Origin of the sequence: Mesorhizobium sp. BR115XR7A (assembly GCF_020165315.1) — a bacterium.
GTDB classification, from domain to species: domain Bacteria; phylum Pseudomonadota; class Alphaproteobacteria; order Rhizobiales; family Rhizobiaceae; genus Mesorhizobium; species Mesorhizobium australicum.
Genome location: NZ_JAIUHW010000007.1, coordinates 117,246 through 131,957, shown reverse-complemented (window position 1 = coordinate 131,957; position 14,712 = coordinate 117,246). Strand labels below are relative to the sequence as shown.

Genomic DNA, 14,712 nt, shown 5'->3' with positions numbered 1-14,712 from the left:
GACATAGGGTTCCATAGCGGCCTTGGCAATTCGGAAGGCGCAAAGATCAGGTGTCGCGACCAGTTGGGCGCCCATGGACGAAACAAGAGGCAAGGCGGTCCTGTCATGAAGGCTGCGCTCAAGACATGGACTGCCCTCATGGCTGTGAACGGTGCGTTCTGTTGTGGACCGGCGTGGGCAGACTGGCGCGACGATATCGGCACATTTCGCATCGGTATCGTCGCCGAACCCGGCGCCGGCAATACCGTTCCGGGGCTGGCCGTGCTGACGCAAGCCTTTACCAATGCGCTCGGCATGAAGGTGGAATTCGTCGTTGCCCGCGATTACGCGGCACTGATCGAGGCACAGGCCAATGCGCGGATCGAATACGCCATCTATTCGGCGACCGCCTACGCCACGGCGCTGCAACGCTGCGAATGCGTCGAGCCGCTCGTAGCTCCGGTCGATTCAGACGGTGCGGCCGGCATCCGCTCGGTACTGCTGACCAGGGACGGCGAATTGCCCGGCCTGGCTGACATGGAGACCCGCCGGATCGCCATGCCGCCGCCGGACAGCGTCGGCGGTTCGCTTTTGCCGCTGGCGGGCTTGGCCGCCGAACACGTCAGGATCGCCGAAGACGCACCATTCCTTGTCCATGCCCCGTCGGCGTCGGCGGCTGAAACCATGCTCGTCGACGGCGAGGCCGACGCCATGTTCGGCTGGGTGAAGGCAGCGGCCGACGGTCAGCCGCGACTGCCTGGGGGCACGCAGGCAAGGCTCGAATCGTCGGGCCTTTCGGCCTCGGCCCTTCAGGTCGTGTGGACGTCGGGTCTGCTGAGATACGGTCCCCATGCGGTGCGCGGCGACCTCGATCCGGAAGCCAAGCGTCGGCTGACCGTGTTCCTCACCAACCTCAAATCGACGACGCCGGATGTCTACGACCTTCTGGAGCCGAAGCATGCTGGCGGCTTCATGCCCGTGGCTCCCAAGGACTATGCGGCGGCGGAGGCCATCGTGCGGATGGTATCGGTCGATGGGCGGCAATAAGTCTTTCAGCAATCGCTGCAAGGGATCGTGACGCTTCTGCGGGGACGCAGATAATAGGTTTCGCCCATCGTCATGCCTTTGGCGAGCGTCTCGACAAACCCGAGCTTCTGTTGGCTGTCGGTCGTCCAGCTGATGATCGGCTTATAGGCCAGGGTGCTGTCGACGCGGACGAGGAAGGTTCCGGGGACCCTGAGGCTTGCCGGAACCGTGGTGGCGGTGCCGGCGGTGGCTCCGACGCCGTTCACACCGTTGACCACCTTGCGCGACCACACCACCAGGACCTGCGGCGTGGCATCGGTGGTGACCTGTATGGCCGTGATGGTGATGTCCGGCACGGAGCGGTTATAGGGTTGAAGGGTCAAGGTGCCGATCTTCATGATGGCATCGAGGTCCACTTTGGCGATGGTCGGCTGTTGTGTGACGAGATCGGCGACCATGCTGCCGACACGGCTGACCTTCTTGCTCGTCTCGATGGCCTGCGAAGCCTCCATGGTCATGAAATACATGACCAGCAGGATAGGCGCGATAAGCGCGAACTCGACCGCCGCGACGCCACGACGATTGGACCAGAACCGGATTGATTTGCCCCAGAGCATTGATTTGCCCCAGGGCCCAGCAATTCCCTGATGTGCCCCCGCACGCATCATATTCACTGCCTTTTTTCTTGTTGTTGCTTCGGTGATTGTCTCAATTGTCGAACGGCTCGTTCTGCCAGGTCACCGAAGCGAAATGCAGCGTTTTGTTGCCGCCCATCGACTGCGCCATCAGGTTGGTCATGATGGGCCATTTGTAGAAAACCCGCAGCATGTTCCTTGACTCCGCCGCACCCGCCGTGACGGTAAAGGGCACATCGGCGCCGCTATTCGTCAGCTGGATGTTACCGCCCTGAATCCTGAAGCCGGCCTGGGCCGCGTCGGCGAAAGCCGTGTACTGGCGAAGATCGACGCTCAACTGATTGGGGCAATCCTGCGAAACGATGATTTCCAGCTTGCCGCAGATCATGTTCTTCAAATTGTCTCCGGCGACGTCGGCGGCCCTCAACTGGCCGGTGCGCAGCCGGCGCGCGACATCGTCTGTAATGTTGGCCATCACCTCCTGGCTGGCAAACGAGATGCAGCTTTCGAGGATGGCGAAGACGAGAAGCGCGAACGGCATCGCAAGCAGCGCGAACTCGAGCGCCGTGGCGCCGCGCCGGTCGCGCACGAAGCGCTGGAAAGGCCTGGCGCGCTCGATCTTGCGTTGATCTGTCGAGCCGATTTCCTTGCTCATGCGATGTTCCTGCCATCCTGGACGGTGCTGACAGGTGTATTAGTGCAAACCAATTGAGGTCCGGTTTGAATGATCGTTAAACTCGGCGCAGGCGCTTTAACCAGGCAGTAACCTGGGCGCTGGCACGGCCCGCATGGCTTATTTGCTGACGCTCATCTCGGCTTCGGACGATTTCTCCGCGTCGCTCTTGTAGGAGCTTTCGCAATAGGGCGTGCACGACATGGTCTGGACCTCCGCGCGCCGGTAAATGCGAACCGACGAGGCCGCCTGGCGGACCACGGTAACCTGTGCGTCGACGATCGGGCTGCCCTCTGGGTCGAGAACGACGAGATTGGTGACACCGAAACCCTTGCCGGTGAGCACGATCGTCGAGGCATCCTGGACGGAGGCGTCGGCGATTGCCGGGTTGCCCACGACGATCGTATCGGCGGGGCGCGACAATTTCACGATCTTGGCCTGGTTCATGGTGACCTCGATCCCGGCGCCGGCCCTGGCGGGCGCGGTCAAGCTGGCGGCAAGAAGCACGGCAATCAGAATTGAGGATCTCGGCACGGCCATCACGGCGCTCCACGCAAGCGGACTGTTCAACAGAACATGAACGAGATTGGTGAACCAACGGTTAAGTTGACTTGTTGCGCCCGGATACGGCGGTCGGCATGGCCGAGCGCACCATCGGACTCGTGCAGGCGTCGCAAGCCTGCCCAAGCCCTTGCCGTTTGCGACGTCGACCTGCAAAACAGAACATTAGCCAGCGCTTAGTGTGGAGTTAACCACGCAACATGTTCTAGCCGGGAAAGGAATCGGTAAGGCTGTTTATTAAGCCGATCGAAAGAGCTTCTCCCTAGATTTGCAGCATCCGATCAACCATCACAGAAGTTGACGGAAGTGCTGTAACACGTGGAGTAGGAGCTCTCGAATGTCTAATCTCATCGCACGTTTCGTGAAAGACGAATCCGGCGCGACCGCCATCGAATATGGTCTGATCGCCGCTCTCATCGCGCTCGCCATCATCACCGGCGCAGGCGCGCTCGGCAATGCCATCAACGCCAAGTTCACGACCATCGGTACAACGCTGAACAGCAGCGGCAGCTGATCTGCTTATTTGCTGATCACCTGGATTGCATTCTGGACAGGGGCCGCCACATTGCGGCCCCTGTTTGTCTGTGACCGGTCCAGAGTGCTGCCGACAACGACCGTCTTTTCATGCGGACCTCATCAATCGTTAATCGAACCGACCTAGATTGAGTATCCTGGAAATCCGCACAATAGGCATAAGCGCCGATGCTTGAAGCCCTGATCTTCGTCGTCTTCCCGTTCTGCATGCTGTTTGCCGCGATCTCCGACATGCTGTCGATGACGATCGCCAATCGCGTGCCGGTGCTGCTTGTCGTCGTCTTCGCGCTGGTGGCGCCGCTGACGGGCATGGACTGGGCAGCCTATGGCGGACATTTCGCCGCCGGCGCCATCGTCCTTGCCGTGACGTTCGGCCTGTTCGCCTTGGGTGGCATGGGCGGCGGCGACGCCAAACTGCTGGCCGCCACGGCCGTGTGGATGGGGCTCAACGTGCATCTCGTCGAATATCTGGTCGTCTCGACATTCATCGGCGGCCTTCTGACAATCGCCATCCTGCTTTACCGGAAGTCGACGCTGGCGGTTTTCACCGGCCGCAATCCATTCCTGCGTCATTTCGCCGAAGAGTCGGCCGGTGTTCCCTACGGGATCGCGCTCGGCCTGGGCGGACTGCTGACCTTTCCCGATTCCCCCATGATGGTATGGGCGCTGGCAAGGCTGGCGAACTGAATTCATCAATTTTTTCGTCGGCTGACATGCCTTGCAAGCCGTCTTGCGGAGCGGCGGCCCAGCATTTCCGCGCATCTCGGCGCGATCCATCCAATTTATGTAAACCTTAAATTAATCACGATCGTAAGCATTGCATTAACCTTGTTTTGACGATTGCCGCTGCAAAGTCCGGCTTGGCTAGGTGGTTTGCCAAGGGCGAGGGTTCGGACAGATGCCAGCATCCCGATTGATTATTCTGAGCGTGGCGGTGGCCGCGGCGGGCGGTGCTGGCTATGTCGCGAAAAACATGGTCGCTCCGCCGCCTCAGATCGTCGTCGATTCTGGCCCCCAGGCCCCGGCGGTATCCCTGCAGGACGTGCTCGTGCTTTCGGGTGATGTCGCGATGGGCAACGCGCTCCAGAACAGCATCGCCTGGCAATCCTGGCCCGCTGACGGCATCAACGCGAATTTCATCACCAAGGCCACTGCTCCCGACGCCCTGGAGAAGCTGAAAGGGTCGATTGCCCGTGTGCCGATGTATGCGGGCGAGCCCGTGCGGCGCTCCAAGCTGATCGGCGAGGGGCAAAGCTTCATGTCGTCCATCCTGCCTTCCGGCATGCGGGCGGTCGCCACGACCATATCGGCCGACACCTCGGCCGGCGGCTTCATCCTTCCAAACGATTTCGTCGACGTCATCATGACCCGCAGGGCCGATGCCAACACTGGGGCCGGCTTCAGCACCGAGACCATCCTGAAGAATATCCGCGTCCTGGCAATCGATCAGACCATCCAGGAAGACGAGGAAGGCAAGAAGACCAGGGTAGGCCAGACCGCCACGCTGGAGCTGACACCCAAACAGGCGGAGATCATCACCGTTGCCCAGCAGATGGCGGATCGCCTGACGCTGGCGCTGCGGGCGATCACGGACACCCAGGAAAAGAATGTGGACGAGGCCGACTATCTCGTTTCCGGCAATGGTCGCAGGGGAACGGTGAGGCTGATCAAGTCGGGCGAAGTCTCCGAGGTAGGGGCAAGGAAATGAGGCTAAGCGCTAAACTGCCGGCAATCGCAGCCATGGCATTCGGCCTGCTGCTGGTCGGAGCGAATGTGCAGGGCGTCGAGGCGAAGAGCACGCAGGTGTCGGCCACGACAGCCACCCAGCGCGTCAAGCTGGGCCTCAACAAGTCGGTGGTCATAGACCTGCCGAGCGATGCCTATGACATTCTGGTCGCCAATCCCTCTGTTGCCGACGCCGTGACCCGTACCGCAAGGCGTATCTATCTCTTTGGCAAGTCGGTCGGCGAAACCAACATCTTCGTCTTTGGACCGAACGGCGAACAGATCGCCAGCCTGGATCTTGCCATCGAACGCGACGTCGCCGGCCTGGAAGACTATATCAAGCGCTTCCTTCCGACATCGACCGTGAAGGTGGAACTGCTGAACGACAACGTCATCCTGACCGGCACCGTCGACACGCCGCTGGACGCCAAACGAGCGGTCGACTTGGCGACGATCTTCGTCTCGGGCGGTGAGGCGACGACGGGCCAGTATTCGCAGACCGCCGCCGGCGGCTCGGCCCAGAGCGGTGTCGACATCAACAACCCGGACCAGGAGCGCCGTGTCTCCAAGATCGTCAATCTCTTGCAGATCATCGGTGACGACCAGGTCACGCTGAAGGTGACCGTCGCCGAAGTCAGTCGCTCCGTGATGAAGCAACTCGGTGTCAACATGCTCAGCAGCGGTAGCTCGAACGGCATCAGCTACGGGGCCTTGAGTTCGCCCAATTACGGACTTGGCAAGCCACTTTCGCAGAATTCATACTTCAGGCTCGGCGACGGCCTCGGCAATGGAATTCAGGCCTACGTCAACGCGATGGAGCAAAGCGGCGTCATGAAGACGCTTGCCGAACCGACCCTCACGGCGGTTTCTGGCGAGAAGGCGACGTTCAAGGTCGGTGGGGAATTCAATCTCATCACCGGACGCACCAACAATGTTTCGAGCGACAACCAGACCGGCCAAGTTACGTACACCAATGACAAGCTCGAATATGGCATTGGGCTTGAGTTCCAGCCCGTAGTGCTGTCGGCCGGGCGCATCAGCCTGAAGGTCAGGACCTCCGTATCGGAGCCGACCGCGGAAGGTGCCACTACGCTCGAAGGGGCAGGCGCCTTGCCTGGAATGACCATACTGTCGATTCGCAAACGCCTGGCAGACACCACCGTTGAGCTACCCTCCGGCGGCTCCATGATGATCGCCGGCCTGGTGCGCGACGATGTCCGTCAGGCAGTCTCCGGTCTGCCAGGTCTCGCCAAGATTCCCGTGCTCGGCACACTCTTCCGCAGCAAGGACTTCGTCCGCAACGAAAGCGAGCTCGTCATCATCATCACGCCCTACCTGGCGCGGCCAGTGGCACGCAATGATCTCGCCAAGCCGGACGACAATTTCAACCCTCCGAGCGATGGCGCCGGGATGTTCCTTGGGCGTGTCAATCGCGTCTACGGCACCATGCAGACCGACAGGCCCAACGGTCGCTATCACGGCGTCGTCGGCTTTATCTACAAGTGAACGGGAAAGCGGACATGTCTCAGTCAGCATTGAAGGCAAGGATCTCTGCGATGCGCTCCGGCCGTTCTTGGACAGGCCTGCGGGTCCTTCCGATCCTCGCGGCAGCGTTGACGGCTCTCCTGGCCGGTTGCGCCCACCGCGACAGCGTTACCGTCGGCGCCATCCCCGACGACTATCGCACCAATCATCCGATCGTCATCGCGGAGAAGAACCAGAAGATCGATCTTCCCGTCGGCGCCGGCGACCGTGGCATGACCGGCTCGCAGCGCGACACGCTTCTGGGTTTCCTCGACGGCTATGATAAGTCTGCCGCTCCGACATTGACGATCCAGGTTCCAAGCGGATCGGCCAACGAAGTCGCCGCGACGGCGGCTGGCCGCGATTTCGCCCGGCTCGCGGTCGCCGCCGGTATCAAGCGCGACCGGATCGTCGTGGTCTCCTATCAGGCTGGATCGAGCGAGGCCTCAGCCCCGGTTCGCGTTTCCTACATCGCGGTGAGGGCACAGACCGACAAATGCGGGCGTTGGCCCGATGACCTGGTGGAAACGTCGGAAAACAAGCACTACGCCGATTTCGGCTGCTCCTATCAGAACAATCTTGCCGCTCAGATGGCCAATCCAAATGATCTTCTCGGGCCGCGCAAGCAGACCACCATCGATGCGGAACGGCGTGGTCAGGTCATAGATGACTATCGGAAAGTTCCGTTGGCAGTGCCTCCGGTCAGCCAAGAAGTCGATTACTGATGACTGCAAAGTCTAGGGGCAACCAACCATGAGCAGCCTTGCCTATGACGCCACCGTCGAGGGCGCCGATATCTCGCCGCAGGACGTCGCCGCGATGCAGGCGTTGCGGCCGGTTCCGCGCATTTCGATCCAGGCATTCTGCGAGACCGAGGGCGTTGCCAATCCGGTCCAGCGCGCCGGCGAGGACCGTCGCATGACCAAGGCGCATCTCAAGGTCCATATGGGCGGCGTCGCCACCGCAATCGAATTCTACCAGTCGGCGCCGACGCCCAACCTGATCCTGCTGGAATCGCGCAGCGAACCCAAGCAATTGCTGGAGCAGCTCGCCCAGCTTTCGGAATACTGCGATCCATCCTCGAAAGTGGTGGTGATCGGTCACTACAATGATGTCGGTCTTTATCGCGAACTCATCCGTTCCGGCATCTCCGAATATGTCATCGCGCCGGTGTCGATGGCCGACATCGTCAGCGTCGTGTCGTCGATCTTCGTCGATCCGGATGCCGAACCGCTCGGCCGCACGGTCGCCTTCGTCGGCGCCAAGGGTGGCGTCGGCTCTTCCACGATCGCCCACAACGTCGCCTGGGCAATGTCCTCGCTGTTCAAATCCGAGGTCGTTGTCGCCGACCTCGATCTCGCCTTCGGCACCGCCAACATCAATTTCGACCAGGATCCGGCCCAGGGCATCGCCGAGGCGGTGTTCTCGCCCGAGCGCATCGACGAAGTTTATCTCGACCGGCTGTTGACCCAATGCGCCGAGCACCTGTCGCTGCTTGCGGCGCCCTCGACGCTGGAACGCGTCTACGACTTCGATCCCGATGCCTTCGCGCAACTTGTCGATACCGCGCAGCGCAGCGTGCCGCTGCTTGTGCTCGATGTTCCTCATGTCTGGACGGGATGGGCCAAGAACACGCTGGTCAAGGCTGACGAGATCGTGATCACGGCGACTCCGGAACTGGCCAATCTGCGCAACACCAAGAACCTGGTCGACATGTTGAAGCGGCTTCGTCCGAACGACCCGCCGCCGAAATTGATCATCAACCAGACCGGCGTGCCCAAGCGGCCCGAGATCTCGGCATCCGATTTCGCCGAACCGCTCGGCCTGACACCAATGTCGGTCATCGGCTTTGATCCCCTGCTGTTCGGCAACGCCGCAAACAACGGGCGCATGCTGGGCGAGATGGATGCCAAGAACCCGGTTGTGGCCACGATCAACGAGATTGCCCATGTGCTGACGGGCCGTAGCGAAATCCGGGCGAAGAAGAAAGCTGGCCTGGGCAGTCTGCTCGGCAAGCTCTCGCGCAACAAGAAGTGACGCAATGGGGTCGGTAGTCGGTCATGTTCGGTAAAAGAGGCAACGACGACGGCAACCGGTTCACGCCGGAATTCCGCCAGCCGGCATCGGCACCGGCTACGATTGCGCCGGCCGCCGCGGGTCCGGCCGACACCGCGGTGCTTGCCCGGCCCGCGGCCACGCCTCAGCCGAGCGCACCGGTCGCGCCGCCGGCCAGGCGCGCGGTCGAAGCGCCACCCATGGCGCCCGAACCGAGGAGGGGCCGCGAAAAGAGCGAAACCTACTATGACACCAAGAGCCAGGTGTTCTCGGCTCTCATCGATACGATCGACCTGTCGCAACTCGCCAAGCTCGATCCCGAAAGCGCGCGCGAGGAAATCCGCGACATCGTCAACGACATCATCGCGATCAAGAACTTCGCGATGTCGATCGCCGAGCAGGAAGAACTGCTCGAGGACATCTGCAATGATGTGCTTGGCTATGGGCCGCTCGAGCCGTTGCTGGCGCGCGACGACATCGCCGACATCATGGTCAACGGGTCCAAGAACGTCTACATCGAAGTGAACGGCAAGGTCGAGCAGACCGGCATTCGGTTTCGCGATAACCAGCAGCTTCTCAATATCTGCCAGCGCATCGTCAGCCAGGTCGGCCGCCGCGTCGACGAATCCAGCCCGATCTGCGACGCTCGTCTTCCCGACGGGTCGCGCGTCAACGTCATTGCGCCGCCGTTGGCTATCGATGGCACCGCGCTCACCATCCGCAAATTCAAGAAGGACAAGCTGACGCTCGATCAGCTGGTCAAGTTCGGCGCCATCTCTCCGCAAGGGGCCGAAGTTCTCAAGATCATCGGCCGTGTCCGCTGCAACATCGTCATCTCGGGCGGCACCGGCTCCGGCAAGACGACATTGCTCAACTGCCTGACCAACTACATCGACCGCGACGAGCGCGTCATCACCTGTGAGGACTCGGCCGAACTGCAGCTGCAGCAGCCGCATGTCGTGCGCCTGGAAACGCGTCCACCCAATCTCGAGGGCGAGGGCGAGGTGACGATGCGCGACCTGGTCAAGAATTGCCTGCGCATGCGGCCTGAACGCATCATCGTCGGCGAAGTGCGCGGACCCGAGGTCTTCGACCTTCTTCAGGCGATGAACACGGGCCATGACGGCTCGATGGGCACGATCCACTCCAACAGCCCGCGCGAATGCCTGAACCGTATCGAATCCATGATCGCCATGGGCGGCTATTCGCTGCCGCAGAAAACCGTGCGCGAAATCGTCGTCGGCTCCATCGACGTCATCATCCAGGCGGCACGCCTGCGCGACGGATCGCGCCGCATCACCCATATCACCGAAGTGATCGGGATGGAGGGCGACGTCGTCATCACCCAGGATATCGTCCTCTACAACATCAAGGGCGAGGACGCCAACGGCAGGCTGCTGGGAGAACACGTCTCGACCGGCATCGGCCGCCCGCATTTCTGGGAACGCGCGCGCTACTACGGCGAAGAGCAGCGCCTCGCAATAGCGCTCGAGGCCATGGAGAAACGTGCTGACTGACGCACTCACAGGCGTGAAGGTTCTGGTCGATGTTTGGAATTGACGGCACCGTACTGGCGTTTGTCGTACTCGCCGGCTTCAGCGCCGGCGCGGTCGCCTATGTATTTCTGTTCAACCAGATCAGCAACGAGAAACAGGCCGGCAGGCGGCTGGAAACGATCAAGGCCGCCGAGACGGACCGTTCCGTCGTCAAGGCCACCCGCGACCGGGCGGCCGACGCCGCCAAGCGCCGCAAATCGGTGCAGGATTCACTGAAGGATCTCGACGAAAAGCAGAAATCCAAGGACATCGCCGTCAAGAAGCCGCCGCTGAAAGCGCAGCTTCGCCAGGCTGGGATGAAGGTGTCGATCGAACGTTTCTATATCTATTCGGCCATCTGCGGTCTCGCGCTGACGGTGGTCGCGTTCGTGGCCGGTGCGCCGATGATTGTCTTGCCCGGTGTGCTGCTCGCCGGAGCGCTTGGCCTGCCGCGTTGGTTCGTTTCTTTTCGTCGTAGCCGGCGCGTCAAGTCATTCCTCAACGAATTTCCAAACGCGCTCGACGTCATCGTGCGGGCGGTCAAGTCCGGCCTGCCGCTGAACGATGCCATACGCCTGATCGCCAACGAATCCCCTGAACCGGTCAAGACCGAGTTTCGCCGCATCGTCGATTCGCAGCAGATGGGCCTGTCGATCCCCGACGCCACCTTGCGCATGCCCGAAACCATGCCATGCACCGAGGCGAGCTTCTTCGGCATCGTCATCCAGATCCAGTCGCAAGCCGGTGGCAATCTCTCCGAAGCGCTAGGCAATCTTTCGCGCGTCTTGCGCGACCGCAAGAAGATGAAGGCCAAGGTCGCGGCCCTGTCGATGGAGGCGAAAGCATCCGCCGCCATCATCGGCGCCTTGCCTTTCATCGTTGCCTTTCTCGTCTATCTCTCCAGTCCCAACTACCTGATGCCGCTGTTCACGACCAGCGTCGGCCATCTGATCCTCGGTGTTTCCGGCATCTGGATGTCGATCGGCATCTTCGTGATGCGCAAGATGATGAATTTTGAAGTCTAGGGCCGTGGCATGACCGAACAAGTCATCAAATCACTGACGGATCCCAGCCTCCTGATTGCGATGCTGGTCGCTGTCGCCGTGTTCGCAACCGTTTTTACGCTGCTGCCGGCCCTTGGCGGAAACCAGCTCAAGGCGCGCATGAAGTCGGTCGCGCTGGAGCGTGACGAGCTTCGCGCCAAGCAGCGCGCGCGGCTTGCGAACGAGGCCGATCGCCGCCGCAAGGGCCTGCGCGAGCAGCAGTCGGTCGGTATGCGCAACATTGTCGACCGGCTCGATCTGCGCCGTGCGTTGGCCGACGAGTCCACCTTGCAAAAGCTGAAGGTCGCCGGCTTTCGCGGGCAAAATCCGCTAACGCGATTTCTGTTCTTCCGTCTGGTGCTTCCTTTTGTCGGTTTCGCGCTGGGTCTGTTCTATATTTTCGTGCTCGGAGGGTTGCCCGACAAGCCATTGGTGATCCGGCTTTTCGTCTGCATCCTCGTTGCCTATGGCGGCTTCTATGCGCCGGTCCTCTACGTCAACAACCGCGCGACCAAGCGCAAGCAGTCGATCCAGCTGGCGTGGCCGGATGCGCTCGACCTGATGCTGATCTGCGTGGAATCCGGCATGTCGGTGGAAGCCGGCCTGCGCAAGGTCGCCGACGAGATCGGCGCGCAATCGGTGGCCCTGGCGGAAGAATTCATCCTGACCAACGCCGAGCTCTCCTACCTGCAGGAACGTAAGCAGGCTTACGAGAATCTTGCGAGCCGTACCGGCTTAGAATCGGTCAGGTCCGTGTCACAGGCGCTCGTCCAGGCCGAGCGCTACGGCACGCCAGTGGCGCTCGCACTGCGTGTGCTTGCCGCGGAGAGCCGCGACATGCGCATGAACGCAGCCGAGAAGAAGGCCGCCGCGCTGCCGCCCAAGCTCACCGTGCCGATGATCCTGTTCTTCCTGCCGGTGCTGTTCGCCATCATCCTGGGTCCTGCCGGCATCCAGGTCAGCCAGCGCGGCATCTTCGGCCAGTCGCAAAGCAACGGCACCCAGTAGGCGCATCCGCACAATCCAAACGAAAGAGCCGCGCGGAAAATGCCACGCGGCTCTTTCGTTTGGCGCGATCGGGCGCCGCGCGCGACGATCAGTTGGTGGCGGTTTTCGCCGTTTTCGCCTTGTCCTGATCCTTGAGCTGGCTCCAGGCGTTCTGCTGGGCCAGCATCTGCCGGAGATAGGCGACGTTGGCCTGTGCCTGTTCGGGGGAAAGTTCTTGCGAGGCGATCTTCTCGGCTTCGTCGAAGCGACCTTGCAGCCCGACAACGAGCGCCAGGTTCTGACGCACCCGGCTGTCGGCATTCGGCTGCTGGGCGGCAGAGCGCATATAGGTCTCGGCGGTGCGCAGATCCCCTTCCAGCACATAGGACATGCCGAGATTGGAAAGGATCGATGGCTCGTTCGGCTTGAGTTCAAGCGCCTTGCGGTAGAGTTGGCGCGCTTCGTCCTTCTGGCCGACCTGATCGAGGATGGCCGCCTCCGCCGACACCAGCCTCCAGTCGGGGTATTCCGGCGTTTGTGCGCGGCGCACGGCGTCGAGCGCTGCCTCGAGCTGGCCATTGGCGGCCAATGCCTTGCCATAGGCGGCGAGAACTTCGCGGTCCTTGGGGTAGGCGATCGCCAGCTTGCGCATCACGGCAAGCGACTGGTTCGCATCGCCGTCCATCTGCAGCGCCGCCGCGAAGTTGGTCGCTATCCGCTTGTCGTTGGGGTTCCTCGCGTAGGATTGGCCAAGTGCGGCCGTGGCGTTGTGCAATTCTCCCGCCGACATCGTTTCCAGCGGCTTGCCGCTGGTGCGTCCGATCGAGCCTGTGGTGAGTTTGTCGGTCGCGCAACCGGCAACGCCCGCCGCGAGCGCTAGCATGAATGCCGTGGTAATGAGCCGTTTTCCCCGGATGTCTATCGTGCGGTTGGTCGGCATCGGCACCTGGGCCTCCATTCATGCGTGGCCATTGCGTGGCCATCTTCCCTCCAGCAGAAATATTCTGTTAACCCTAACGGAGGGTTAAGACGCGCCGACTCGCAAACTCGGCAGGAGAAACATCTGATGTCCGTTGAACTGGTCGAGAGCAAGCCGAAGAACCCGCTGCCAATCCATCTGGTCGCCAGGGACGGGCTGGAGGCAGCCGTTCTGTCGCCGTCTATTGTCGCATGGGCCAAGGCAAACGGCTTTTCCGGCGAGGCTGGCAGGACGCTGGTCCTGCCAGGCGAGAACGGAGCGCTTGGCGGCGCCATGTTCGGCCTCGGTGAGGGCGAGGGCGCGCTTGCCGTCGGTGCGCTGGCGAAAACCTTGCCGGAGGGCGATTGGCATTTTGCCTCCAGGCCCGCGGAGCCGGAACTGGCGGCTCTTGCAATCGTGCTCGGCGGTTATGTCTTTGCCCGCTACGGCAGGAAACCGGGCAAGGCGCTGCGCTTCGAGCTGCCGGCCGGCGTCGATGCGCAGCGCGTTCGCCGCGTCGTCGATGGTGTTTTCCTGACGCGCGACCTGGTCAACACACCGACCAACGATATGGGGCCGGACGATCTGGAGAAGGCGGTGCGGATCCTGGCTGGGGCTCACAAGGCCGAAGTCTCGGTCATCAAGGGCGACGACCTGCTCGCACAGAACTTCCCGATGATCCATGCCGTCGGCCGCGCTTCGTCCGATGCCCCGCGTCTGATCGACATGACCTGGGGGCGGCAGGGCGCGCCGAAGGTGACGCTGGTCGGCAAGGGCGTCTGCTTCGACACGGGCGGGCTCGACATCAAGCCGTCATCGGGCATGCTGTTGATGAAGAAGGACATGGGTGGCGCCGCCAATGTGCTGGGCCTGGCCTCGATGATCATGGCCGCCGGGCTCAATGTGCGGCTGCGCGTGCTGATCCCCGCGGTCGAGAATTCGATCGCCAGCAACGCTTTCCGCCCGGGCGACGTGCTGGCGAGCCGCAAGGGCATCACGGTCGAGATCGGCAACACGGACGCCGAAGGTAGGCTGGTGCTGGGGGACGCGCTGGCGCTGGCCGACGACGAGGAGCCGCAGCTTCTCATCGACATGGCGACGCTGACCGGCGCCGCCCGCGTCGCGCTTGGCCCCGACCTGCCGCCCTTCTACACCGATGACGAGGCGCTTGCCTCGGAGCTGGCGGCGGCGGCGCTGGCGGTCGAGGATCCGCTGTGGCGCATGCCGCTATGGCGGCCTTACGACGCGAAACTGTCGTCGAAGATAGCCGACATCAACAACGTCACATCAGATGGTTTCGCCGGTTCGATCACCGCGGCGCTGTTCCTCAGGCGCTTCGTCGAGAAGACGGCAAGCTGGGCGCATTTCGACATCTTCGCCTGGAACCCCGCCGATCGCCCCCACGGTCCGGCCGGTGGCGAGGCGCAGGGCATCCGGGCGCTGGAGCGGATCATCTCGACGCGCTATGGCTGATTGC

Annotated in this window: 15 protein-coding genes; 11 read left to right on the top strand and 4 right to left on the bottom strand. The window is 62.0% G+C overall.

What is annotated here, in order from left to right; all coding sequences use genetic code 11:
- Positions 1–105: 105 nt before the first annotated feature.
- Positions 106–1,026 carry a phosphate/phosphite/phosphonate ABC transporter substrate-binding protein gene (locus tag LB557_RS16690; RefSeq protein ID WP_140660657.1) on the top strand — a complete coding sequence of 307 codons (921 nt, stop codon included), beginning with the start codon at positions 106–108 and terminating at the stop codon, positions 1,024–1,026.
- 5 nt (positions 1,027–1,031) lie between these two features.
- On the opposite strand, the gene LB557_RS16685 is transcribed toward LB557_RS16690, so the two are convergent.
- The 3 genes from LB557_RS16685 to LB557_RS16675 all read right to left on the bottom strand — a co-directional run bounded on the left by LB557_RS16685 (position 1,032) and on the right by LB557_RS16675 (position 2,853).
- Positions 1,032–1,673 (bottom strand): TadE/TadG family type IV pilus assembly protein, encoded by a 642-nt coding sequence (locus LB557_RS16685; protein ID WP_015319338.1) that lies wholly within the window; start codon positions 1,671–1,673, stop codon positions 1,032–1,034.
- 40 nt (positions 1,674–1,713) lie between these two features.
- On the bottom strand, positions 1,714–2,295 hold the full coding sequence (locus LB557_RS16680; RefSeq protein ID WP_015319337.1) for a TadE/TadG family type IV pilus assembly protein: 582 nt from the start codon (positions 2,293–2,295) through the stop codon (positions 1,714–1,716).
- A 138-nt stretch (positions 2,296–2,433) separates the two neighbouring features.
- A complete protein-coding gene (locus tag LB557_RS16675) occupies positions 2,434–2,853 on the bottom strand; it encodes a pilus assembly protein N-terminal domain-containing protein (RefSeq protein WP_140660658.1) in 420 nt (139 codons plus the stop codon).
- Between the two features lie 358 nt (positions 2,854–3,211).
- Here LB557_RS16675 and LB557_RS16670 point away from each other — a divergent pair, with 358 nt between their 5' ends.
- The 9 genes from LB557_RS16670 to LB557_RS16630 all read left to right on the top strand — a co-directional run bounded on the left by LB557_RS16670 (position 3,212) and on the right by LB557_RS16630 (position 12,298).
- On the top strand, positions 3,212–3,388 hold the full coding sequence (locus LB557_RS16670) for a Flp family type IVb pilin (RefSeq protein WP_140614764.1): 177 nt from the start codon (positions 3,212–3,214) through the stop codon (positions 3,386–3,388).
- Positions 3,389–3,576: 188 nt separating this feature from the next.
- Complete coding sequence (locus LB557_RS16665; RefSeq protein WP_015319334.1) at positions 3,577–4,095, top strand: prepilin peptidase; 519 nt, start codon at positions 3,577–3,579, stop codon at positions 4,093–4,095.
- A gap of 211 nt (positions 4,096–4,306) precedes the next feature.
- Positions 4,307–5,116, top strand: a complete 810-nt coding sequence (gene cpaB, locus LB557_RS16660; protein ID WP_140614762.1) for a Flp pilus assembly protein CpaB — start codon at positions 4,307–4,309, stop codon at positions 5,114–5,116.
- Complete coding sequence (locus LB557_RS16655; protein WP_140660659.1) at positions 5,113–6,639, top strand: type II and III secretion system protein family protein; 1,527 nt, start codon at positions 5,113–5,115, stop codon at positions 6,637–6,639. Before cpaB ends, LB557_RS16655 begins: the two co-directional genes overlap by 4 nt.
- 14 nt (positions 6,640–6,653) lie before the next feature.
- Positions 6,654–7,382, top strand: a complete 729-nt coding sequence (locus LB557_RS16650; RefSeq protein ID WP_224641436.1) for a CpaD family pilus assembly protein — start codon at positions 6,654–6,656, stop codon at positions 7,380–7,382.
- Positions 7,383–7,410: 28 nt separating this feature from the next.
- Entirely contained in the window at positions 7,411–8,694 is a 1,284-nt protein-coding gene (locus tag LB557_RS16645; protein WP_224641438.1) for a CpaE family protein, read from the top strand.
- A gap of 23 nt (positions 8,695–8,717) precedes the next feature.
- A complete protein-coding gene (locus tag LB557_RS16640) occupies positions 8,718–10,229 on the top strand; it encodes a CpaF family protein (RefSeq protein ID WP_015319329.1) in 1,512 nt (503 codons plus the stop codon).
- Between the two features lie 29 nt (positions 10,230–10,258).
- Positions 10,259–11,272: a type II secretion system F family protein gene (locus LB557_RS16635; protein WP_015319328.1), complete on the top strand. Its 1,014-nt coding sequence runs from the start codon at positions 10,259–10,261 to the stop codon at positions 11,270–11,272.
- 9 nt (positions 11,273–11,281) lie between these two features.
- Positions 11,282–12,298 (top strand): type II secretion system F family protein, encoded by a 1,017-nt coding sequence (locus LB557_RS16630; protein ID WP_015319327.1) that lies wholly within the window; start codon positions 11,282–11,284, stop codon positions 12,296–12,298.
- A gap of 88 nt (positions 12,299–12,386) precedes the next feature.
- Here LB557_RS16630 and LB557_RS16625 read toward each other — a convergent pair whose 3' ends face one another.
- Positions 12,387–13,217 carry a tetratricopeptide repeat protein gene (locus LB557_RS16625; RefSeq protein WP_224713082.1) on the bottom strand — a complete coding sequence of 277 codons (831 nt, stop codon included), beginning with the start codon at positions 13,215–13,217 and terminating at the stop codon, positions 12,387–12,389.
- A gap of 126 nt (positions 13,218–13,343) precedes the next feature.
- Between LB557_RS16625 and LB557_RS16620 the strand changes: the two genes are divergently transcribed.
- Positions 13,344–14,708 (top strand): leucyl aminopeptidase family protein, encoded by a 1,365-nt coding sequence (locus tag LB557_RS16620; RefSeq protein WP_224643227.1) that lies wholly within the window; start codon positions 13,344–13,346, stop codon positions 14,706–14,708.
- The last annotated feature ends 4 nt before the right edge of the window (positions 14,709–14,712 follow it).